Origin of the sequence: Streptomyces odontomachi, assembly GCF_024435355.1 — a bacterium.
GTDB lineage: Bacteria > Actinomycetota > Actinomycetes > Streptomycetales > Streptomycetaceae > Streptomyces > Streptomyces odontomachi.
Map to the genome: position 1 here is coordinate 76536 of NZ_JAMJWG010000016.1, position 22073 is coordinate 98608.

Below are 22073 nucleotides of genomic sequence, written 5' to 3' on the forward strand. Positions count from 1 at the left end.
CTATTGCTGTCCATATACACAAATCCCCCCATTACCGCAACCATCAGTTGAGTACCCCAAACGGCGCGCAACCACCCAGACCACCGCGGCGCCGATCGAGGCGCACAGAAGGAGCTAGTTCGGTGACCGATTCGGGCTACGCGGGCTCCGCAGGTCCCGCCGTGCCCCCGAGCCACGACAGGCCCCCGGGCGCGGAGGACCACAAGCCGACGTCGGACGAGGCACGAAGCGCGTTCGCCCAGCCCAAGGGCGTGCACGCGGCTGCGCAGGTGTCCGAGGACGAGTCGCAGACCACGTCGGAGTTCGCGATCCCGGAAGGCCTCATTCCACCGCAGGCCCATGCGGAGCGCGAGAGCTCGGCGTTCAGCAGACCCCCCACGTACAACCCGCGCACGGCTCACCCCGCCTTCACTCCGCCGGTCGGCATCCCCCAGGTCCGGCTCACCAAGGAGCTCCCCTGGCAGGACCGGATGCGCACGATGCTGCGCATGCCGGTCGCCGAGCGGCCCGCGCTGGACCCCAAGCCCCGGCACGAGGCGGACGAGGCCACCCCGGCGGTGCCGCGTGTGCTCGACCTGACGCTGCGTATCGGGGAGCTGCTGCTGGCGGGGGGCGAGGGCGCCGAGGACGTGGAGGCGGCGATGTTCGCCGTCTGCCGCTCCTACGGTCTCGACCGCTGCGAGCCGACGGTCACCTTCACGCTGCTGTCCATCTCGCACCAGCCGTCCCTGGTGGACGACCCGGTCACGTCCTCCCGGACGGTGCGCCGCCGCGGCACCGACTACACCCGGCTCGCGGCGGTCTTCCAGCTGGTCGACGACCTCAGCGAGGAGGACAGCCAGATCTCCCTGGAGGAGGCCTACCGGCGCCTCGCGGAGATCCGCCGTAACCGCCACCCGTTCCCCGGCTGGGCGCTGACCGCGGCCAACGGCCTGCTGGCCGGTGCCGCCTCGATCATGGTGGGCGGTGGGCTGCTGGTCTTCGTGCTGGCGGCCATCGGCGCGATGCTGGGCGACCGACTGGCCTGGCTCTGCGCGGGACGCGGGTTGCCGGAGTTCTACCAGTTCACGGTGGCCGCCATGCCGCCGGCCGCGCTCGGTGTCGCGGTGACACTGCTCCAGGTGCCCCTGGACACCTCGGCGGTGATCACCGGTGGGCTCTTCGCGCTGCTACCGGGGCGGGCCCTGGTGGCCGGCGTGCAGGACGGCCTCACCGGCTACTACATCACCGCCGCCGCGCGCCTGCTGGAGGTGCTGTACTTCTTCGTCGGCATCGTCGTCGGCGTGCTGTTCATCCTGTACTTCGGCGTACGCGTCGGCGCTCAGCTCAACCCGGACCAGGCGCTGGGCGTCGTGGACCGCCCCGGCTGGCAGATCGTCGCCTCGATGCTGGTCTCCCTCGCCTTCGCGGTACTGCTCCAGCAGGAACGCTCGACGGTGCTGATGGTGACGTTGAACGGTGGCGTGGCCGGCCTGGTCTACGGCGCGATGCACTACACCGGCCATCTGTCGACGGTGGCCTCGACGGCGGTGGCGGCGGGCCTGGTCGGCCTGTTCGGCCAGCTCTTCTCGCGTTACCGGTTCGCTTCGGCACTGCCCTATGTGACGGCCGCGATCGGGCCGCTGCTCCCGGGTTCGGCGACGTACTTCGGGCTGCTCGGATTCGCGCAGAACAACGCGATGGCGGGGCTCGTCTCGCTCACCAAGGCCGCGGCGCTCGCCATGGCCATCGCGATCGGGGTGAACCTCGGTGCCGAGGTGTCCCGGCTGCTGATCCGGGTGCCTGCCGCGGCGAACCGGCGTGCGGCCAAGCGCACGCGCGGGTTCTGATCGGGGGTTCTGGTCGGGGGGAGTCCCCGACGGCCCGGGGTGCACCCGAAAGGGGCGCGGGGAACTGCCCGCCCAGCCACGATGCGGCCTTGCGGTCGCCACCGGCCCGGAGGGGCAGTTCTGTCGTATCCGGGCCACCGGCCGGTGGGGGCTCGGCCGGTGGGGGCTGGTCGCGCAGTTCCCCGCGCCCCTTTTTCCCGCGCCGCCCTTGTGGGGCACGTTACAAACAGGTCACCGCTTGGCGTGCCGGCCGCGGCCTACGGACGTCGCTCCTCGGCGCGGCGCCCCCGGGCCACCGGGGTTGCCGGAGCCTCCGTGCCCACCGGGCCCACCGCCCCGTTTCGCCTTCCCCCGGGCCCGTAGGAACTCGATGGCTATCGGCACCACCGAGATCAGCACGACGAGGACGAGCATCGCCTCGATGTTGTCCCGTACGAAGGCGTGCTTGCCGAGCCAGGCGCCGAGCAGGGTCACGCCCGAGCCCCAGAGGGCGCCCCCGAGGACGTTGAACATCAGGAACGGCCGGTAGCTCATACCGCTGACGCCCGCGATGATCGGTGTGAAGGTCCGCACGACGGGCACGAAGCGGGCCAGGACCAGGGATTTCGGACCGTGCCGCGCGAAGAACTCGTGCGCCTTGGTCACGTTCTCCTGCTTGAAGATCCGGGAGTCCGGGCGCCGGAAGAGCGTCGGGCCGACCTTCCTGCCGAAGAGGTAGCCCGCCTGATCGCCGAGGACCGCCGCGAGCACGACGAGCGCGCAGGCCTGCCACAGCGGGACGTCCAGCTGGTCGGTGGTGATCAGCAGACCGGTGGTGAACAGCAGCGAGTCGCCGGGCAGGAAGAAGCCGATGAGCAGTCCGGACTCGGCGAAGACGACGAGTAGCAGACCGAGCAGCCCGAAATGGTTCAGCAGATAGTCGGGGTCCATCCAGCTCGGCCCGAGGGCAAGCGTCATCACGTTTCCGGGCTCCTGAGGGGTGGGCGGCGCGGTGTGCCTCCGGCTACACCGACAAAACTACCAACGCGCGGCTCTGGTCCCGGGTTCCCCGGGGGCCCTCCTCGGGGGCGAGGGCGCCCCTGGCGGCGGTGCGCTTCCAGCTGACGCTGGGTACCCCCCTATATCCGTCGCCCCCCCTTCTTTCAGGGGCGCGGGGAACTGCGCGCCCAGCCACGATGCGACCTTGCGGTCGCCACCGGCCCGAAGGGGTTGTTCCTGTCGTGCCCGGACCACCGACCCGAAGGGGCTGTTCCTGTCGTGCCCGGACCACCGGCCGGTGGTGGGCTGGTCGCGCAGTTCCCCGCGCCCCTTACAGGGCACCGTGGCGGGCCTTGGCCGCCAGAGGACGCCCCCCGGGCCCCCGGAGGGACGTCGTGGCGGCGCCGGCCGCCGGAGAACCCCTGCGGTGCGGATCAGGAGTGGCGGGCCGCGTTCGCGAGGATCGCGGCGCGCTGGTACGCCGCGAGCCCCGGCTTCAGCTTGTCGATGTTGCGGATGAAGCGCTCGTCCGCGATGTACATCTCAGCGAGGCCCCGGTGGATCTCGTAGGTGCAGTCGTAGTGGTTGCGGCAGATGAGCTGCCGGTGCTCCTCGGCCACGTCCATGGCCGCCTCGGAGTCGGGGTCCTCGCCGGCCTCCAGGAGGGCGACGAAGCGCCGGGCGATCTCGTCGCCCTCCTCCTGGATCCGTATCCAGTCCTGCTTGGTGTACGAGGCGGATCGGCGCAGGGACTCGCGGTACGCCTCGGTGTCGCCCCAGCGCTGCTGGGCCTCCTCGGCGTACTCGTCGGGGTCGAAGTCGCCGAAGACCTCGAACTTCTCTTCCGGTGTGAGATTGATGCCCATCTTCCGTGCCTCCATCGCTGCCCTGACGGCGGCGGCCATCTGCTCCAGCTTCTCGATCCGGGTGGCCAGCAACCGGTGCTGGCGGCGCAGGTGCTCGTACGGATCGGCATCCGGGTCGTCGAGCAGCACCGCGACCTCGTCGAGCGGGAAGCCGAGCTCCCGGTAGAACAGGATCTGCTGCAATCGGTCCAGATCCGCGTCGCCGTACCGCCGGTGCCCGGCGCGGCTGCGGGCGCTGGGTGCCAGGAGCCCGATCTCGTCGTAGTGGTGCAGTGTCCGCACGGTGACCCCGGTGAATCCGGCGACCTCTCCCACGGAGTACAGGCGCCCCGGGGATTCCGCCGATGCGGGCGATGCGCACATGGCCTTCGCCTTTCGTTCGGTACGCGTCACAGACTGCTACCTCACGCAGGGTGAGGTGCAAGCGGATTGGGCACCGGTCACGGCCTTGCCGGCCTCACCGGGCGAATTGCCCGATTTCTTCGTATTCTCGGCCGGAGGGCCGAGGCGAGGAACCCGCCACCACGGCGGCCGCGCCCGCACGCCCATCGCGGACACCCGGCCCGAGCCGGGCGAGCAGGGCGAGGAGGGCCCCGATGCCGCTACACCACGGACCCGACCGGGACGGCCACCGTGCGGCCTCGGTGAACCCCTTCTACGGGGAGGCCGACCCGCTCAGCGGCATGACCGAGGCCCCGCCCAAGCACCGGCTCCCGGACGGCCCGCTGCCCCCCACCGCCGCGTACCGCCTCGTGCACGACGAGTTGATGCTGGACGGGAACTCGCGGCTCAACCTGGCGACCTTCGTCACCACCTGGATGGAGCCGCAGGCCGGTCAGCTGATGGCGGAGTGCCGGGACAAGAACATGATCGACAAGGACGAGTACCCGCGCACCGCCGAGCTGGAGCGGCGCTGCGTGGCGATGCTCGCCCACCTGTGGCACGCGCCGGATCCCGCCGCGGCCGTGGGCTGCTCCACGACCGGGTCGAGCGAGGCGTGCATGCTCGCCGGGATGGCGTTGAAACGACGCTGGACACGGCGCGTCGAGCGGCAGGGCGGACGGGGTGGGCGGGGCGGCTCACGAGACGGACGGGGGGCGGACGCCGGGAGGCGGCCGAATCTGGTGATGGGCGTCAACGTGCAGGTCTGCTGGGAGAAGTTCTGCACGTTCTGGGAGGTGGAGGCGCGCCAGGTGCCCATGGAGGGGGACCGCTTCCACCTCGACCCGACGGCCGCCGCCGAGCTGTGCGACGAGAACACCATCGGCGTGGTGGGCATCCTGGGCTCCACCTTCGACGGCAGCTACGAGCCCATCGCGGACCTCTGCGCCGCCCTGGACGACCTCCAGGAGCGCACCGGACTCGACGTCCCGGTGCATGTCGACGGTGCGTCCGGCGGCATGGTCGCGCCGTTCCTCGATCCGGACCTCGTGTGGGACTTCCGGCTGCCGCGGGTCGCCTCGATCAACACGTCGGGGCACAAGTACGGCCTGGTCTACCCGGGCGTGGGATGGGCGCTGTGGCGGTCGATGGAGGAGCTGCCGGAGGAGCTGGTGTTCCGGGTCAGCTACCTGGGCGGGGACATGCCCACCTTCGCCCTGAACTTCTCCCGGCCCGGGGCGCAGGTCGTCGCGCAGTACTACACGTTCGTACGGCTGGGCCGCGACGGGTACCGGGCCGTGCAGCAGGCCTCCCGGGACGTGGCCATGTCGCTGGCCGGGCGGATCGAGGAGTTGGGCGACTTCAGGATGCTCACCCGCGGTGACGAGCTGCCGGTGTTCGCGTTCACGACGGCTCCGGAGGTGACGGCGTACGACGTCTTCGATGTCGCGCGCCGGCTGCGCGAACGCGGCTGGCTGGTGCCCGCGTACCCGTTCCCGGCGCACCGCCAGGACCTGTGCGTGCTGCGCATCGTCTGCCGCAACGGCTTCTCCACCGACCTGGGCGACCTGCTCCTGAACGACCTGGAGCTGTTCCTTCCGCAGCTGCGCGCCCAGTCCCGCCCGCTGACCCACGACCGGGCGGCGGCCACCGGCTTCCACCACTGAACCGCCATCCCGCCACACCGCTCCGCGCGCCGCGCGCCGCGCGCCGCAGCTACGTCTACGCCTCTGCCCCCGCCTGCTTCCGCTCCTGCTCCCGTTCCAGGACCACGAGGTCGATGGACGACCTGCCGTCCAGGGACTCCCGCAGGATGTCCGCGTGCCCGGCTATGGGGGTACCCCCTGCTCCTTAAGAGCTTGGGGGAGGGCGAACTCCTCGATGAGGTGGAGCACCAACCACCGCATCGAGACGACGCCGTCCTTGGGGAACCAGGGCACCGGCGGCAGCGGGAAGGTGTCGTCGAGGCTGGGTACCGTGCGGATGAACTCCTCGGTCTCGCGGCGTACGTCGTCCCAGAAGGCGAGGACGCCCTGGATGGTCTCCCCCTCGACGAGGCGGAACCCCTCTGCCCAGGTGTCCTCGGTGCGCACCTTGTCGTTCGGCTTCTGCTGGGCCATCCGCAGCCAGTTCAGCTCGGCCTCGGCGGCATGCTTGACCAGCCCGGACAGCGACAGCTCGCTGGCGCACGGGTGCTCTGCCGCCTGCTGCTCGGTCAGGCCGAGCACGGCACGGCGGATGCCGCCGCGCTGCGCCTCGGCGAAGGCCAGCAGTGCCGCACGCTCGTCGCCGTGGGGTTCTGCGGGAACGTGAGTGACCATGGGGACCGCCTTCCAGGGCTGCCAGGGTTGCGGATGCAGGGCTTCGGGGATGTCACGGCGCCGGCACCACCCGGGCCGCCGCCGTTCTTCCCGGTGTCTGTGACGCTACGGCTCCTTGCGGCCAGATCCGGTCCGCAATCCCGGACGACCTCGCACGATCCCCTGAGAGACGGATCCGGGCTCCCGCAGAACGCGCTCCTTCGAAACGCGCTCCCCCGGAACGCGCTCCCCCGGAACGCGCTCCCTCGGAACGCGCTCCTTCAGAACGGGAACGTCCGCCGGCCGTGCTGCACGGAGATCCACTTCTGGGTGGTGAAGGCGTCCACCATGTGCTCGCCGTTCAACCGCCCGAGCCCCGAGCGCTTCTCGCCGCCGAAGCTGACGGCGGGTTCGTCGTGCACGGTGCTGTCGTTGACGTGGATCATGCCCGTGTCGATCCGGCGGGCGAAGCGCACGCCGCGCTCGACGTCGGCGGTGTGCACGGCGCCGCTGAGGCCGTACGGGCTGTCGTTCACGATGCGTACGGCCTCGTCCTCGCCGTCGAAGGGGATGAGCAGCGCCACCGGGCCGAAGATCTCCTGGCGCAGTACCGGGGAGTCCGGCGGCAGACCGGTCAGCACGGTCGGTTCGACGAGGTTGCCCTCGGCCCGGCCGGCGACCAGCGCGGTGCCGCCCTCGGCGAGCGACTGCGCCACGACGGCCGTGATCGCGTCGGCCTGGGCGGAGTTGATGACCGGGCCGATGACGGTCTCCGGGTCGCTCGGGTCGCCGGTCTTGAGCGCGGCGACCTTGGCGGTGAACTTCTCGGTGAACTCCTGCTCCACGGCACGGTCCACCAGGATGCGGTTGGCGGCCATGCAGACCTGGCCCTGGTGCACGTAGCGGCTGAAGACGGCGGCGTCGACGGCGTAGTCGATGTCGGCGTCGTCCAGCACGGTCAGGGCGCTGTTGCCGCTGAGTTCCAGGATGGCGTGCTTGAAGTGGCCCCCGCAGACCCTGGCGACATGGCGGCCCACCGCGTCGGAGCCGCTGAAGGAGATCACCTTCGGCACCGGGTGGTCGATCATCGCGTCGCCGATCTCGGCGATGTCGGTGATGACCACGTTCAGCAGGCCGCTCGGCAGCCCCGCGTCCTCGAAGAGCTTGGCGACCAGCGCCCCGCCGCAGATCGGCGCCTCCTCGTGCGGCTTGAGCACGACCGCGTTGCCGAGCGAGAGGGCGGGCGCGACGGACCTGACGGCGAGCAGGAAGGGGAAGTTGAACGGGGTGATGACGCCGACCACGCCCACCGGGACGCGGTAGACGCGGTTCTCCTTGCCGTCCACGGGTGAGGTGATGAGCCGTCCTTCGGCGCGCATCGGCAGGTGGACGGCCTCGCGGAGGAACTCCTTGACCAGGTGTACCTCGTACGCCGCGTTCAGCCGGGTGCTGCCCAGTTCGGCGACGAGGGCCTCGGTGATCTCCTGTTCGTGCTCCTCGACCACGAGCAGCGCATGCTCGAACACCAACCGGCGGGTGTACGGGTTGGTGGCGCCCCAGGCCTGCTGGGCACGCTCCGCCGCGCGGTAGGCGAGATCCACCTCCTCGACGGTGGCGGTGGTGATCGACGCGAGTTTCTCACCGTTGTAGGGATTGACGTCGATGTTGTCCCAGGATCCGCTGCCGCCCCGCCATTCGCCGTCGATGTACTGCCGGGCCAGGTCGGTGAAGAAGGACATGTCATCCCCTTACTGCAGGAAAACACTGCAGAGTGCAGCCGCGCCATGCGCTATGGGCTGCATCGTACTTGTCATTCAAGTCGGTTGGACCGATGAATCGTGGGCGGCGTCAGGGACTTTGATGTGCTGTAAGCCGCTGTTCGGCCGGTCGAATCCGGCGCGTCTCCCGGGCGTCTCCGAGACGTCTTTCCGAGGGCCTGCCGGGCGACTCAAGGGACGTGCCACGGGGCGCGGAGAGGCGGAGGGGGTGGCGCGCTGCGGATCCCGCGTTCGGGTCGCGGGGGCAGGTGGGCGCAACGGCAGCGGGCCGTGGTGCGGAGCCGCTGGCACCGGCCGTTGGCGGGCGTGCGCAGGGCACGGGGCACGGGGCCGGGCGGGTGCCCGATCAGACCTGCTGGAGCAGGCTCCTGAGCAGATCACGGGTGTCGGCGGGGCCCGGGGCGGTCTGCTGGAGTTCGGTCATGGCGCGTTCGTACTGCTCGACGTCCTCGCGTTTGTCGAGGTAGAGGGCGCTGGTGAGCTGCTCCAGGTAGACCACGTCGGAGAGGTCGGACTCGGAGAAGCTGAGCATGGTGAACGCCCCGGACTCGCCGGCATGACCGCCCGCGCTGAAGGGCATGATCTGCAACGTGACATTGGGCCGCTCGGAGACCTCTATCAAGTGCTGCAACTGACCGCGCATCACGTCACGCCCGCCGTACGGCCGGTGCAGGGCGGCCTCGTCGAGGACGATGCGGAACTCGGGCGCGTTCTCCGAGACGAGTACTTTCTGCCGCTCGAGTCTCAGCGCGACACGGCGCTCGACCTCCGCGGCGGAGGCCCCCTTCATGCCGCGCGAGACGACCGCGTGCACATACGCCTCGGTCTGCACGAGACCGTGCACGAACTGCACCTCGTACAGCCGGATGAGGGAGGCGGCACCTTCCAGGCCGATGTAGGTCTGGAACCATCCGGGCAGTACGTCGGAGTAACTGTGCCACCACCCGGCGACGTTGGCCTCCTTGACGAGCGAGAGCAGCGCCTCCCGCTCGGTCTCGTCGGCCACGCCGTAGAGCGTCAGCAGATCCTCGACATCCCTCACCTTGAAGCTCACCCGACCCAACTCCATGCGGCTGATCTTCGATTCGGAGGCACGGATCGTGTAGCCCGCTGCTTCGCGGGTGATACCGACCGCTTCCCGCAGCCGTCTCAGGTGCGAGCCCAGCAGGATGCGCCGCACCACCGAGCCCCCACCGGTGCCCGATGCCTGGGGATAGCCCCAAGACTGCCCTGCGGTCACTTCGTCAGCCCTCCTACACCGTCTTCAGGATGCGAAGTCTGCCACTAAAACGCTCCACCCCGTACTCATCCGGTTACGGAAACAGAGAATCCACGAAAGTGCACTACGGAAAGTTCCAGGAATAAATACTGCACAACCCGCGCGATGGCGAGCATACCGGGCACGTGCACGTGCATCTGCCCTTGCATCTGCCCTACGCATTGGGAACGATGGTCACGCATCACATACCACGGCAGCACCACCGCAGCACGCCAGCAAGCGCTACGGCCGCGAAACCCGGGAGTGCCTCGCATGGGGACGAAGAGATCGACCATGCTCGTCGATCCGTTAAGGCAGGGACTTCCTCCGCTCGATCCCGCGACGGCCTCCAGCGCTGCATCCTGCGCTCTGCACGCACGCTACGAAGCGGTGCGTGACGCCCGGCAATTCACCCAACGAACCCTATACGGCTGGGGTTTGGCGAACCGCTTCGACGATACCTGTCTGGTCGTTTCCGAGCTGGTGACCAACGCCCTGAAGCACGCCTTGCCGTCGGACGCCATGTGCGAGGGAGAGCCGCCGGTCCGGTTGCACCTGATGCACTGGACGTCACGTCTGGTGTGTGCGGTACGCGATCCGAGCCAGGAGAGCCCGGTCGCGGTCGAGCCGGAGGCGGCGGACCTGGCGGCGGAGTCGGGGCGCGGCTTGTACCTCGTCGAGTCCTTCAGCGACGGATGGGGATGGCATCCGCTGGCGGGGGCGCTGCGCGGCAAGGTCGTGTGGGCGCTGTTCCACGTGTGACGCCGCCTTCCGCGCCCTCGAGTCGCCGTCCGGTCCGCCGCTTCAGACGGGAAGGGCGGGGTCAACCCGCCACGAGATGGTCGAACTCACCATCTTTGATGCCCAGCAGCATGGCTTCAATCTCGGCACGCGTATAGACCAGGGCCGGGCCATCGGGGTCCCGTGAATTGCGTACCGCCACTTCTCCCCCAGGCAGTTTGGCGAACTCCACGCACGAACCCTGGGAGTTGCTGTGCCTGCTCTTCTGCCAGGCGACTCCGTGAAGCTCCGTGGCCGCCATGCCGTTGTACACGTGGTGCACAGGTTGCTCCCCGGTGGTGCAGTGGTCAATGTGGCGTTTGTTGCAGCGGTCAACTGCTTCGGAATCATAGCTGTGTCCACGTGTAAACGCATGGGCATATGCACCTTGCAGATGCATGAGCAGATGCACGTGCACGCGATGTGTTCCACCGATTACAGCCGACACCCCTTGAAGTGCCGACCCTCGGTTGCCGCTTCCCCGGAATGAGGAACACAGTCCTGATTGCCTAAACAGCCCATCCAAGCCCCCTCGGGCGCTCCCCCGTTCGAAGAAACTGCCGCCCTGCTCAATAGAGACGAATAACACCCGCTTCTTGTTCCATCTCCCTCCTGCCTGGGACATCTGGCTCAATCCGACCCACGGAACTGCCCCCTCCAACCGGCCGCCGACACCTTCCGGACGGACCGGCGAACCGGCGGTAAACCGGAGGGACCGGAGAGAAAGCGGAGGGACCAGAAGAGAAGTGCCGAGAAGCACCGGGAAGCACCATGAAGCGCCAACAAGCAGCCCGCAGGACCGAGCAGGGCCAAGAACCGCCAACCGCGGAAAAGCGAAAGAAAGCAAAGGTAGTCAAGGGGCCGGGTAACGAACTGGGGAATCCATTGAAGCGTCCGGACACCCGATGGAAGTGCTCGGATACTGACGGCATCGAAATGTTTCGCGGGACCGGAATCCGGTAGGCACCTATCGCCGGCCCGGGCGCTATGGAAGGTCGCGAAGGGCAGGGCGGGGCCGAGGAGTCAGGGCGCGGCGGAGCCGGTGGGCCACGAGGGGATACGGCGACGGGCCGCGGTCCCCGTGGTGCTGCGGGGACCGCGGCCCGGTGGGCAGGTCGCGGAGTGCCGGCGGTCCGGCGGTGGGGACTGGTCGATTCGGTGCCGTCCCCGGAGGAGTCAGGAGGACGGCATGCCCGCCGTGGGGAGACCCTCGGGGAGCTGGCCGTCCTTGGACTTCGTGTACGACTCGTCGCCGAAGCCCTCCCAGCTGACCACCATCGTGGTGGCGTTGACGGACTTGACCATGCCTTCGCCGCGGTCGTGGCCCTTGGTGCACTTGAGGTGGATCATCTTCATGCCCATCTCTTCGCCACCTGTGCCGCTACAGCTGTTGCCGTCCGACGCGAAGAGTCCGGCCTTGCCCTTGGTGATCACCAGCGCGACGGTGTTGCCACCGGTGGTCGCGACCCAACTGCCCTCGATGCTCCCCTTCGCGGCCTCGCCGCCGGAGCCGCCCGAGTCGTCCGCCGACTTGGACGGCGACGCGGTGGCGGACGACGAGCTGTCCGCGCCCTTGTCGCCGTCGTCGTCGCTGCTGCCGCAACCGGTCAGCACAAGAGCGCCGATCAGGCCGCCGGCGAGGGCGCCCAGCCGAACGCGTGCGGGCAGAGAAGCCGAAGTCATTGTGTCCCCCCTAGGCCTGAGCAAGGCAAGGTGATGGTGTGCGTACGGAGGTGGATCCGGCGGCCAGGACCGCCGGAGCGCATCTCCTGGTTGCAGCAAGTTATCAAGGCCCCCGCTGCGACCTTCCGAGTGCGGCGCGAAGAATCGGGGGACGTGCGGTGAGCAATCCTGACCGCTCCGGCACGAAGGATCACGGTCGCCGCGCGTGGAAGACGAGCTCCCTGCCCGGCCGATCAGGCGCATCGCGCACGTCCTCCACCACATAGCCGTGGGCGAGCAGGTCCTGCTCGACCTCCTGCCGCCCGCGGAAGCGCAACGTCGATTCCGCCGCCAGCACCTGCCCGTCCGCAGCGAACACGCAGGTGTCCCGGAAGGTCACCAGCGGCAGGCTCACGTCGATCAGCTCGAACCAGCTCCGCACGGCGCCGACGCCCGGTACCTCCGTCACGCGCAGGGACCTCTCGCGATTCCACTCCTCCCAGGCGCGGCGCGCCGGATCCCGCGTCTCGAACACCAGGAGCCCGCCGGGGCGCAGTGCGTCGTACGCCCCTCGCAGCGTCCCGTGCCAGGTCTCTTGGTCGACGATGGCCTGGGCGACGTTCGCGGTCATCGTCGCGAGGTCGACCTGCAAGGGCGGAAGGGTCGTCGCGTCACCGCAGATCCAGCGGACCCGCGCACCGCCCGGTTTGGCGCGGGCGATATCGAGGGACGCCCGGGCCGGATCGACGCCGACGACGTCGATCCCGCGCTCGGCCAGCAGCAGGGCGAACACACCCGTCCCGCAGCCGATGTCCAGCACGCGCTGCGCCCCGTACTCCTCCGCCGCCCGGACGTAGGCGTCGAGGTCGCTGCGGTCCGGGTTGAACGGGTCGTAGAGCGCGGCCAGTCGTGGATGTCGGTAGCTCTCGTCAGCCATGGCGGCGAACGTACGCGGAGTCGGGCGCGGACACCCACCGGATTTCGGCGGGGCCCAGCGGCGCCCGGCGGGGCCCGGCGGCGCCCGGCAGCGTTCGACCGTGTCGGTCGCCGCGCTGCTGACGTCGGGACAACCGCTTGCGTCGGGACCGCAGCGCGTCGGCGCCGCATTGTCAGTGCCGGGTGCCAGAATCGCTCGTATGAACGAACGGTGGGCGGTGACACCGACCGAGGGCGGCGGGGCGCGACTCGTCGCCCTCACCGCCGACGGCTCGCCCACCGGCGGGATACGCGAGGAGCCGGACCTCGTTCGCGCGATCGCTGCGCGACCCCAGGTCACGCGCTGGGTCTGGCGGGCGACAGCCGACGTCTATCCGCGGCTGCTCGCGGCGGGCGTCCGGGTGCCGCGGTGCTACGACATCGAGGCCGCGGAGGCGCTGCTGCTGGGGCACGAGGGGCGGTTCGGCGAGCCCCGTTCGGCAGCCGCCGCATCGGCGCGGCTGCACCACCGCGCCGTGCCACCGGATCCCCCGCAGCGCGCCGCGGAGCCCGGCGCGCAGTCGTCGCTCTTCGAGCCCGCACCCGTTCCCGTTCCGTTGGAAGACCTCCTGGAGGTGTACGCGGAGCAGCAGCGGCGGCATGCGGCGGCCGTGCATCCGGAGCGGATGCGGCTGCTGACGGCCGCCGAGTCGGCGGGCATGTTGATCGCGGCCGAGATGCACGGCGCCGGGCTGCCGTGGCGCGCCGACGTGCACCGCGCGGTGTTGCAGGAGTTGCTCGGGGAGCGGTACGCGGGCGGTGAGCCGCGCCGGCTGGCGGAGCTGGCGAGCGAGGTGTCGGCGGCGTTCGGGCGGCGGGTGCGCCCGGATCTGCCGGCCGAGGTGGTGAAGGCGTTCGCCGCCGCGGGCATCAAGGTGCGCTCGACGCGCCGCTGGGAGCTGGAGTCGGTGGACCATCCGGCGGTCCCGCCTCTGATCGAGTACAAGAAGCTGTACCGCATCTGGGTGGCGCACGGCTGGTCGTGGTTGCAGGACTGGGTGCGGGACGGCCGGTTCCGCCCGGAGTACCTGCCCGGCGGCACGTCGTCGGGCCGCTGGGTGACCAACGGCGGGGGTGCGCTCCAGATCCCGAAGGTGATACGGCGCGCGGTGATCGCCGACCCCGGATGGTGCCTCGTGGTGGCCGACGCGGCCCAGCTGGAACCGCGGGTGCTGGCCGCGATCTCCCGTGACCCGGGCCTCATGGAGGTGGCGGGCCGGTCCGGTGACCTGTACCAGTCGGTGTCGGACCGCGCCTTCGCGGGCGACCGGGCCCAGGCCAAGCTCGCGGTGCTGGGCGCCATATACGGCCAGACGTCCGGCGACGGCCTCAAGAACCTCGCCGCGCTGCGGCGCCGTTTCCCCAAGGCGGTGGCGTACGTCGACGACGCGGCCCGCGCGGGTGAGGAGGGCCGGCTGGTGCGGACCTGGCTGGGCCGTACCAGCCCGCCCGCGACGGCGCCCGACGGCGAGGCGGACGCCGGGGCCGTGGGGCTCGACGAGGCCGGCATCCCGCAGGAGCCGGATCCCGGCGCGGGTGACACCGCACGTGGCGGCGCAGGAGGCGAGTCCCGGGCCCGCGCCCGGGGACGCTTCACCCGGAACTTCGTCGTGCAGGGCAGCGCGGCCGACTGGGCGGTGCTGATGCTGGCGGCACTGCGTGGGCGGTGCGCCGGAATGGCTGCGGAGCTGGTGTTCTTCCAGCACGACGAGGTCATCGTGCACTGCCCCGTCGAGGAGGCCGAGAGGGTGTCGGCGGCCGTGCAGGAGGCGGCGGACGAGGCGGGACGGATCATGTTCGGCGAGGTCCCGGTGCGGTTCCCGTTCGCCGCGGCGGTGGTGGACTGCTACGCGGACGCGAATTGACTCCTCCCCCCATAAACGAGGGGGATTCCTAGCTCACGTTGCCTGCGGTCCGACGACTCAGCAGGTCTTACACGATCAGCACTAGCCGGGTTGAAGACCAGCCCGGACCAGCATCACGCGTGCGGAGTTCTTGTCTCTGGGCGAGACAGCTCCGCACGCGGTGCAGGTATACGTTCTCTCGGAAAGAGGTGGTGCGTGCTTGGCTCTCGCTCCGCACTGTGCGCAGGCCATCGTGGTGTGCGCGGGGTTGATCAGGTGCACGATACGCCCGCGCTTGCGCGCCATCTCCAGCAGAGTCCTTTTGGTGGCACCAATGGTCGCGTCTGCGGCCTTGCGCGCCATCGTGGTCTTCGCCAAGAACTTGGGACGGAAGTCCTCTACCGCGATCTCGTCATGGTCGGTCACCACGCGCTTGGCCCACTTGCGGCCGGTGTCCTGCCGCTGAGCGGCCACCTTCCGGTGCAACTTCGCCGTCTGCCGTCTGGCCTCCCGGTAGCCCTTGGAAGCGGCCTGTCCACGCTTGGGCCTGCGGCGGCTCATCATGCGCTGGTAGCGGGCCAGCTTCTGCGCGGTGGTCCTTCCGTGCTGTGGGTGCGGAAGATCGTGGGCATCGGATGTGGTGGTCGCGATGTCCTTCACACCCCAGTCCACCCCGATCACCCGGCCGGTTTCCGGCAGGGCCTCGCTCACGCGGGCCACGACGAAAGAGGCGTACCACGCCCCGGTAGCATCCTGATACACCCGCACCGAACTGGGCCGCTTGGGCAGCTGACGCGACCGCACCAGGCGCACGACGATCCCTCCCGCCAGGTGCAGGCGCCCTTCTTTCAGGCGGAATCCGCGCTGGGTGTAGTTCAGCGTCACCCGCGCCTCGCGCTTCCTCTTGAACTTCGGCATCCCGGCCCGCTGCCGCCTCGGCAGTTGGACCCGGGCAGGGAGCCACGGTCCAAACCCCTGGCCGCGGCCGTCCCAGGCCATACGCATGGGGCACGGGTGAGGTCCCGAGGTCCGTCAGGTCACCGTCCAGACGAAGCTCGCACAGTCGGGTCGCCCGCGGGTTCGGGCCGGTGGCAGACGCGTGAGCCCGGAAGGTGGCAGCGGCAATGGGACGGCAGGTCGGGACATCTGCGGGCCCGTTGGCTTGTTGGCCCCGCCGGGGCCACGTGTGGGTGCGTGTGGGGGACGTGGCCCCGGCGAGACCCTCCTGTGGGGGGTGGGGATGGTCGGTTGTGGGGGGAGGGGGAACCGTCCCGGTCCGGAAGTGGCGGCGAACCGGAGGTGGTGGCGAAGTGGTGGCGGAGGGCGGTCCAAACGTTGCTGACACGCCGGTATGCGTTCACTTCTTGACGTTGTAGCGCCCAGGGGCGGGGGTTGCGGTATCAGAGAGCGCTCTCTGAATGCCCCGATGATGGCGACGGAGGCGATGACTCGTCAAGAAGGTGAACACAAATCAGTACGGTCGTTGTGCGTGAACCGCTTGCGAAGGGAGGTGCGGGGAACGCCGCCGCATTCTCGGGCCCTGACGCATTGACACCGCCCGACCCCGTTGCTTGGATGCGGCGGTCTGGTGAGCGTTTTCCGGTCAAACGGTCGAAATCTGGAGAGCCCCATGGAGCTGTCGCGTCGCGCCCTGTTGTCCGTGGTTCCCGCAGGCGCCCTGCTGGCGCTGGCCGAGCCGCTGCGGGCGCGGGCCGCCGACGCGGCCACACCCCCGCAGCCGGCGGGCGGCGCGGCGTTCCAGCAAGCGGCCGGCGCCGACGACGACTTCGCCCGGCTGATCGGCAACACCGTGGCCGTCCTCGCCGGCACCGCGGAGTCCAACGCACGCCCCGAGGTGGCCGCCAAGCTCGCCGCCATCGCCTCGACGGCGCGGTCCCATCTCACCGCGATGGACAAGGCGGGGGACGGCGAGCTGTTCCAGGGCGTCGGCAGCCTCGGCACCAGCGACCCGAACCTGACGAAGTCGTACCAGTACCTGTACGAGATCGCGCTGGCCACCCGCACCGCGGCGGACGGCAACGACCTGTACGGCGACGAGACCGTGCAGCGCCGCGTCATCGACGGTCTGACCTGGCTCTACGACCACTACTACGGTGATCAGTCGAAGGGCTACTACGGCAACTGGTTCAACTGGGAGATCGGCATATCCCAGCAGGTCAGCAAGGTCCTGGTGCTGTTGAGGGACCAGCTGGCCGGCTATCGCCCCGACCTGCCGGCGAGCTACGTCGCAGCGATGGACGGCTACCTGCGCAACGGCAAGGACGGCGACGTCGATCTCGACTCCCGCTTCCACACCGGCGCCAACCTCGCCGACATCACCACCGACCGGATCCTCCAGGGCGCCGCCCTCGGTGACGACGCCCGGGTGAGCAAGGCCGTCGCCGACCAGCTCACCGTGCTCGCCACGATCGACCCGTACCGGCTCCAGCACGGTGTCACCGACGGCTTCTACGCCGACGGCTCCTACCTCCAGCACGCCTCCGTCGCCTACACCGGCAGCTACGGCATCGGGCTGCTCAGCCGGGTCGTCGGCACGTTGCGGCTGCTCGACGGCACCAGTTGGCTGCCGCAGAACGACCTGGCCGGGGTGGTTCGCGGCTGGGTCGTGAACGCCTTCGCGCCGGTGCTCTTCGAGGGCTGGATGATGGAGATCGTCAAGGGCCGCGGCGCGTCGCGCACCAAGAGCGGCTACAGCGACGCCGCCACCGTCGTCGAAGCCGTCGTCGACCTGGCCGCGTACTCCCCCGCCGCCGACGCCACCGCGCTGAACGGCTACGTCAAGTTCGTCCGGGCCGCGTCGAAGGTCGCGGTCGACCCGACCGCGTTCGTCTCCCCGGTGACCGTCGCCCGCTACGCCGACGTCGTCGCCGACCCGTCCGTACCGGCCCGCGACCTCAAGGACGCCTCCTACACGGTCGCGTTCAACGCCATGGACCGCACCGTCCACCACCGCCCCGGCTACTGCTTCGCGCTCGCCCGCAGCTCACGGCGGATCAGCAAGTACGAGTACATGAGCGGCGAGAACCTGATGCCGTGGTTCCTGGGCGACGGCGCGCACTACCTCTACCTCACCGGCCAGGACCAGTCCCAGGCCTTCGGCGTCGACTACTACACGACGGTCTCCCCGTACCGCCTCGCCGGCGTCACGGCCCCCGTCGAGACCCGCAAGACGATCCCCGAGCTGTACGGCACCCAGTGGTACGACAACCCGGACGCCGGGTTCACCTCGTCATCGGAGTCGCAGAACACGTACGTGTACTTCCCGTGCGGCACCTCCTCCCACTCCGGTGGCGCCACGCTCGGCGCGTACGGGACGGCGGCGCTCGTGCAGTCCGACGACGCCGCGTACGCCGCGAAGCAGGCCGGCAAGCTCCCGGACGACTTCGTCGTCTACCGCAATGCGCGCGCCACCAAGTCGTGGTTCCTCTTCGACGACGAGATCGTGGTGCTCGCGGCCGGCGTGGGCGATCCGGCGGGGCGCCCGGTGACCACGACGGTGGACAGCCGGATCGCGGGCGCGTCGGACACCGTCACCCTCACGGGGCGGCTGCGCGACGGCTCGCCCTGGCAACCGGTCACCGGCGGCGCCCCGGAGCCGGCCCCGCTCGCCTGGCTGCGGTACGCCGCGGCCGGCGGGCAGACCGCGATCGGCTATGTCTTCCTGGACGGCGGCTCCGCGCACGCTCCGGCGGACTCCCACGGCCCGCGGCCCACCGTCGCCCTCGACACCGTCACCCGCAGCCGCAAGGTCGTCAACGCGTCCAACGCCGACACCCAGGTCACCAAGCAGGTCTTCGACGTCTGCTTCGAGCAGGCCGCCGGCGCACCGGACACCGCGCTGGCCTACGCGCTCGTGCCGGGCGCCACCGAGGCGCAGCTGGCCGGATACGGCTCCGGCGGCCCGGTGTCGGTACTCGCCAACACCACCCGGCTCCAGGCCGTCCACCACACGGGCCTCGACCTGCTCGCCGTCAACACCTTCACGCCGGGCGTCCACCACGCCGACCGGCTCGCCGTCGAGGGCCCCGCTTCGGTGCTGGTGCGGGGCGCCGACGACGGCACCGTCTCCCTCGCCGTCAGCGACCCGACCACGGAACGCGACACCGTCACGCTCACCCTCCACGGCCGCACCCTGCGCCCGCTCGCCGCGGACGACGGCATCCGGGTCACCCGGGTCCCCGGCGGCACCCGCATCGAGGCGACGACGCGGCACGGGTACGGGAGGAGTCTGACGGTGCGGTTGGGGTGAGGGAGGACCGAGTCGACCGTCGAGGTGAATCGACCGTCGGGGTGAATGAGTCGACGGTCGAGGTGAATGAGCGGCCGTCAACTCGCCCGCATCACACAGTCGTTGTGTTACTGACACGTAGCCCCGGCGCCGGTTCGACTGTCAGTGCGGGCCTCTAGGCTTTTCCAATGGAAGCTGCGGTACTCGAACAAACTCTGCGCGATCACCCCGATGACCTCGCCTCCTGGCACGCCTACGGCGAGCAGCTCGTGGCGCAGGGCGATGCCCGGGGCACGCTGATCCGGCTGGAGGAGCGGCGGGCGTGCGCGCGACCCGCCGACCGCGAGGCGCTGGGGCGTGAGATCGACGCGCTCGTGACGGAGCACCAGGAAGCCTGGGACGCTGCCCTGCCGGCGGGAGTGACCGTCGTCGCGCGAAGACACGGATTCCCCACCGGGGTCGCCGTCACCCTCTCCGACGACGCGCCCGCCATGATCGAGAAGGTCCTGCAAGAGCGCTTCGTGACCGGCATGCGGATCAAGGGAGTCAAGGGCACGGACGACGATGACGACGAGGACGACTGGGACGAGGAGGAGGACTGGGACGAGGACGACGAAGAGCCGGACCCCAGGCCCGTCGACGTCAGTGCCCTCGCCACGCTCGACCTCGGCCGGCTCGTCGAGCTCGACCTGTCGTACCTGCCCATCGGTGCGGCCGGTGCTGCACTGTTGGCCTCCACGGCGAGCAGCCGCCTGGAGACCCTCGACCTGAGGTACTGCTACATCGGCGACGCCGGTGTGGCCGCCCTCGCCGCGTCGCTGCGCTTCGACGGCCTGCGCCGCCTGCACCTCCAGCGCAACAAGCTCACCGCCGAGGGCGTGCGCTCCCTGGGCCTCTTCGGCGGACTCACCGAGCTGGACCTGCGGTACAACCCGATCGGCGCGGAGGGCGCCGAGGCGTTGCTGGAGGCGCCGTTCATCGGCTCGCTCAAGCAGGTGCAGCTGTACCGCGACGACGTGTCCGACGAGGGCGCGGCGAAACTCGCGTCCGCCACCCAGCTCTCCCCCGTACTGCGCAGCTATTGGAGAAGTGTATGAGCGCCGAGCTCCGCGACCGTTTCTTTGCCCTGTCGACCGGTACGGCCTCCGCGGACGAGGTCGCCCGCTACCTCGCCGAGGTCGACGCCATCGACACCGAGCCCGTCACCACGCTCGACGGTCTCGCGATCTCCTGGCACCCCACGGCACGCCACAAGGCGGTGCGCTTCGTCGACGCCGAGCGCATCGACGCCGACGTGCGCGAGCTGTTCGCCCGGCCGAGCACGGCAGCGCCGTACCTGGCCGCCGTCTTCGTCGATCCACGCGAGCTGTCCTTCCGCACCTTCGAGAACATCCTGCCGCTCGACCGGCTCTTCGAGGACACCCCGCTGAAGCTCGACCTGACGGACCGCGTCGAGCTCACCGAAGGGGCGTACACGTTCTCCCTGGGGCTCCCGGACGCCGCCCGCGCCTGCCTGGAGCGCCTGGACTCGCTGGACCTGTACGTCCCGCCGCTGAACGCCGGTTCGCGCGGCGGCGAGCGCTTCATCTTCCACTCGACGCTGCTCGCCGAGGCGCTCACCGAGGCGGTGACCGCGGCGGCCCCGGAACCGCTGCGCGAAGGCTTCTCGCATGTGAACCCGGTGTTCCGGTGCAACCGCTTCGAGCCCGGTGACCCCCTCTTCCACCGCCACCGCGACACGCCCTACTACGACGCCGAGCGCCAGCACGTGTCCCGTTACACGGTGCTGATCTACCTCACCGGAGGCACCGGCGATCCCGCGCTGGACCTCACCGAGGGCGTGGAGCTGACCACCGTCGCCCCCTTCACCTGCGTGATATTCGACCAGCGGTACGAGCACGAGGGCGCGCCCTTCCAGGACGGCCGCAAGGTCTTCCTGCGCACCGAGCTCATCTTCACCGAGTCCGAGGTGGCCCATGACCCGGAGATCGGCGCCCTGTTCAGCAAGGCCACCTACCTGACCGGCGAGAGCGTCTTCGCTCCCGAGCTCGCCCGGCACGCCGACGCGTACTACAACCAGGTGGCCGAGGCCCACTGGAGCGGCCTCACACCCCGGGCCGACCGGGAGCCCTTCGTCCACAAGCAGTTCCGCGGCCTGCATTTCGTCACGAACGGCTACGACTTCTGGTTCGCCAGGAGCGAGGCGCTCTCCCTCACCGAATGCGCCGCGATCGCACTGCTCGACTACTTCAACTGCAAACTCGGCGAGAACGCGTTCCGTGCCCTGTGCGAGACGGAGGTGATCGAGGCCGACGACGCCGCCTGGATCCCCGACTTCCTTGCGGGCAGGGCCGGTGAATCCGTCATCGCGCCGGTCGACAAGTCCTTCTTCTTCCCCGACCCGGAGGCACCCGACCCTTCGGTCTGCTGCCCGTTCCACCAGTGGTCGGGATTCGACGCCACGCGCCACGAGGACATCGTCGATCTGTACACGGACGCCCAGAGCTTCGCGGAGGCACACATCCTGCCGGCGCCGATCGTGATGCTCGGCGAGGATGTGCTCCTCGATCCGGAGAAGTTCGTGATCCAGGACAACGCCATCCACGTGCTCGGCAAGGAGTCGCTCAAGCCGGTGAACTTCGCGGCGTGCTGGAACGCGGGCGGCCTCCCGGAGAACTACATCGACGTCGCCACGACCGTCGACGTCGCGCACTTCCTCGTACCGCCGATCCTCTTCACCGATTCCGAGCGCCTTTACCACCTGCGGTTCGACTTCTTCCGCAATTCCTGGATGGTCAAGCACCAGCAGGCGAAGGTCCCCGTTCCCATGATCTACCGCGGGGTGTGCGACGACGGCGACCCCCAGCCCTGGATGGAAGCCGTCGACCGTTCGCTGGTCCCCGACGAGGACCACTCCGAGCGCCAGGCGGCCCTGTGGTGGATCGACGCACCCGCGGCCACCGGCGAGCTGTACGAGAGCCTCATCGAAGCCGACTACGACGAGGACGAGGACTAGAGACGGCTAGGGACAACTGGAGACGGCTGGAGACGACTGGAGAGGCATCGGGTCGGGGCCGCTCCTCCGGGTGGCGCACCCCGCTTCCGACCGTCGCTTCCCGGCGATCGGAAGCGGGCGGCCCCGGGGCGAGGGAACCCGTGAAAGGCAATTCGGC

15 protein-coding genes and 1 pseudogene are annotated in these 22073 nt (G+C 69.8%); 7 read left to right on the top strand and 9 right to left on the bottom strand.

Annotated features, from left to right (window positions below; translation table 11 throughout):
• The first annotated feature begins 161 nt into the window (after positions 1–161).
• On the top strand, positions 162–1829 hold the full coding sequence (locus tag NQO67_RS28845; RefSeq protein WP_255953390.1) for a threonine/serine exporter family protein: 1668 nt from the start codon (positions 162–164) through the stop codon (positions 1827–1829).
• Between the two features lie 231 nt (positions 1830–2060).
• Here NQO67_RS28845 and NQO67_RS28850 read toward each other — a convergent pair whose 3' ends face one another.
• On the bottom strand, positions 2061–2789 hold the full coding sequence (locus tag NQO67_RS28850) for a DedA family protein (protein ID WP_255953232.1): 729 nt from the start codon (positions 2787–2789) through the stop codon (positions 2061–2063).
• 452 nt (positions 2790–3241) lie between these two features.
• The gene (locus NQO67_RS28855) at positions 3242–4036 is read right to left on the bottom strand and encodes a MerR family transcriptional regulator (RefSeq protein WP_255953233.1); all 795 of its coding nucleotides are present in this window, start codon (positions 4034–4036) and stop codon (positions 3242–3244) included.
• A 233-nt stretch (positions 4037–4269) separates the two neighbouring features.
• On the opposite strand from NQO67_RS28855, the gene gad reads away from it, so the two are divergent.
• Positions 4270–5721 (top strand): glutamate decarboxylase, encoded by a 1452-nt coding sequence (gad, locus tag NQO67_RS28860; protein ID WP_255953234.1) that lies wholly within the window; start codon positions 4270–4272, stop codon positions 5719–5721.
• A gap of 55 nt (positions 5722–5776) precedes the next feature.
• Here the strand turns inward: gad and NQO67_RS28865 are convergent.
• The 3 genes and pseudogenes from NQO67_RS28865 to NQO67_RS28875 all read right to left on the bottom strand — a co-directional run bounded on the left by NQO67_RS28865 (position 5777) and on the right by NQO67_RS28875 (position 9372).
• Positions 5777–6375: pseudogene (locus NQO67_RS28865) on the bottom strand (DinB family protein).
• A gap of 260 nt (positions 6376–6635) precedes the next feature.
• Complete coding sequence (locus NQO67_RS28870; protein ID WP_255953235.1) at positions 6636–8093, bottom strand: aldehyde dehydrogenase family protein; 1458 nt, start codon at positions 8091–8093, stop codon at positions 6636–6638.
• A gap of 385 nt (positions 8094–8478) precedes the next feature.
• Positions 8479–9372, bottom strand: coding sequence for a Sco1979 family transcriptional regulator (locus tag NQO67_RS28875; RefSeq protein ID WP_255953236.1), 894 nt, complete (start codon positions 9370–9372; stop codon positions 8479–8481).
• 291 nt (positions 9373–9663) lie between these two features.
• Here NQO67_RS28875 and NQO67_RS28880 point away from each other — a divergent pair, with 291 nt between their 5' ends.
• A complete protein-coding gene (locus NQO67_RS28880; RefSeq protein WP_255953237.1) occupies positions 9664–10152 on the top strand; it encodes an ATP-binding protein in 489 nt (162 codons plus the stop codon).
• A 61-nt stretch (positions 10153–10213) separates the two neighbouring features.
• Here the strand turns inward: NQO67_RS28880 and NQO67_RS28885 are convergent, their stop codons facing one another.
• The 3 genes from NQO67_RS28885 to NQO67_RS28895 form a co-directional block, all read right to left on the bottom strand.
• On the bottom strand, positions 10214–10453 hold the full coding sequence (locus NQO67_RS28885; protein WP_255953391.1) for a DUF397 domain-containing protein: 240 nt from the start codon (positions 10451–10453) through the stop codon (positions 10214–10216).
• An 893-nt stretch (positions 10454–11346) separates the two neighbouring features.
• Positions 11347–11853, bottom strand: a complete 507-nt coding sequence (locus NQO67_RS28890; RefSeq protein ID WP_255953238.1) for a hypothetical protein — start codon at positions 11851–11853, stop codon at positions 11347–11349.
• A 190-nt stretch (positions 11854–12043) separates the two neighbouring features.
• Positions 12044–12769, bottom strand: coding sequence for a class I SAM-dependent methyltransferase (locus NQO67_RS28895; protein WP_255953239.1), 726 nt, complete (start codon positions 12767–12769; stop codon positions 12044–12046).
• A 199-nt stretch (positions 12770–12968) separates the two neighbouring features.
• On the opposite strand from NQO67_RS28895, the gene NQO67_RS28900 reads away from it, so the two are divergent.
• Complete coding sequence (locus NQO67_RS28900; protein ID WP_255953240.1) at positions 12969–14672, top strand: bifunctional 3'-5' exonuclease/DNA polymerase; 1704 nt, start codon at positions 12969–12971, stop codon at positions 14670–14672.
• 81 nt (positions 14673–14753) lie between these two features.
• On the opposite strand, the gene NQO67_RS28905 is transcribed toward NQO67_RS28900, so the two are convergent.
• Positions 14754–15569 (bottom strand): RNA-guided endonuclease InsQ/TnpB family protein, encoded by an 816-nt coding sequence (locus NQO67_RS28905; RefSeq protein WP_374119185.1) that lies wholly within the window; start codon positions 15567–15569, stop codon positions 14754–14756.
• A 712-nt stretch (positions 15570–16281) separates the two neighbouring features.
• Between NQO67_RS28905 and NQO67_RS28910 the strand changes: the two genes are divergently transcribed.
• From NQO67_RS28910 to NQO67_RS28920, 3 genes are all read left to right on the top strand, one after another.
• Positions 16282–18921, top strand: coding sequence for a polysaccharide lyase family 8 super-sandwich domain-containing protein (locus tag NQO67_RS28910; RefSeq protein WP_255953241.1), 2640 nt, complete (start codon positions 16282–16284; stop codon positions 18919–18921).
• A gap of 167 nt (positions 18922–19088) precedes the next feature.
• The gene (locus NQO67_RS28915) at positions 19089–19997 is read left to right on the top strand and encodes a leucine-rich repeat domain-containing protein (RefSeq protein WP_255953242.1); all 909 of its coding nucleotides are present in this window, start codon (positions 19089–19091) and stop codon (positions 19995–19997) included.
• Complete coding sequence (locus NQO67_RS28920) at positions 19994–21916, top strand: hypothetical protein (RefSeq protein ID WP_255953243.1); 1923 nt, start codon at positions 19994–19996, stop codon at positions 21914–21916. The genes NQO67_RS28915 and NQO67_RS28920 overlap by 4 nt, the downstream gene beginning before the upstream one ends.
• Positions 21917–22073 lie beyond the last annotated feature (157 nt).

Coding starts and splice junctions, on each gene's coding strand:
- NQO67_RS28900 (WP_255953240.1), top strand. CDS start 12,969: ATGAACGAACGGTGGGCGGTGACACCGACCGAGGGCGGCGGGGCGCGA.
- NQO67_RS28920 (WP_255953243.1), top strand. CDS start 19,994: ATGAGCGCCGAGCTCCGCGACCGTTTCTTTGCCCTGTCGACCGGTACG.
- NQO67_RS28915 (WP_255953242.1), top strand. CDS start 19,089: ATGGAAGCTGCGGTACTCGAACAAACTCTGCGCGATCACCCCGATGAC.
- NQO67_RS28910 (WP_255953241.1), top strand. CDS start 16,282: ATGGAGCTGTCGCGTCGCGCCCTGTTGTCCGTGGTTCCCGCAGGCGCC.
- gad (WP_255953234.1), top strand. CDS start 4,270: ATGCCGCTACACCACGGACCCGACCGGGACGGCCACCGTGCGGCCTCG.
- NQO67_RS28890 (WP_255953238.1), bottom strand. CDS start 11,853: ATGACTTCGGCTTCTCTGCCCGCACGCGTTCGGCTGGGCGCCCTCGCC.
- NQO67_RS28895 (WP_255953239.1), bottom strand. CDS start 12,769: ATGGCTGACGAGAGCTACCGACATCCACGACTGGCCGCGCTCTACGAC.
- NQO67_RS28905 (WP_374119185.1), bottom strand. CDS start 15,569: ATGCCGAAGTTCAAGAGGAAGCGCGAGGCGCGGGTGACGCTGAACTAC.
- NQO67_RS28880 (WP_255953237.1), top strand. CDS start 9,664: ATGGGGACGAAGAGATCGACCATGCTCGTCGATCCGTTAAGGCAGGGA.
- NQO67_RS28855 (WP_255953233.1), bottom strand. CDS start 4,036: ATGTGCGCATCGCCCGCATCGGCGGAATCCCCGGGGCGCCTGTACTCC.
- NQO67_RS28870 (WP_255953235.1), bottom strand. CDS start 8,093: ATGTCCTTCTTCACCGACCTGGCCCGGCAGTACATCGACGGCGAATGG.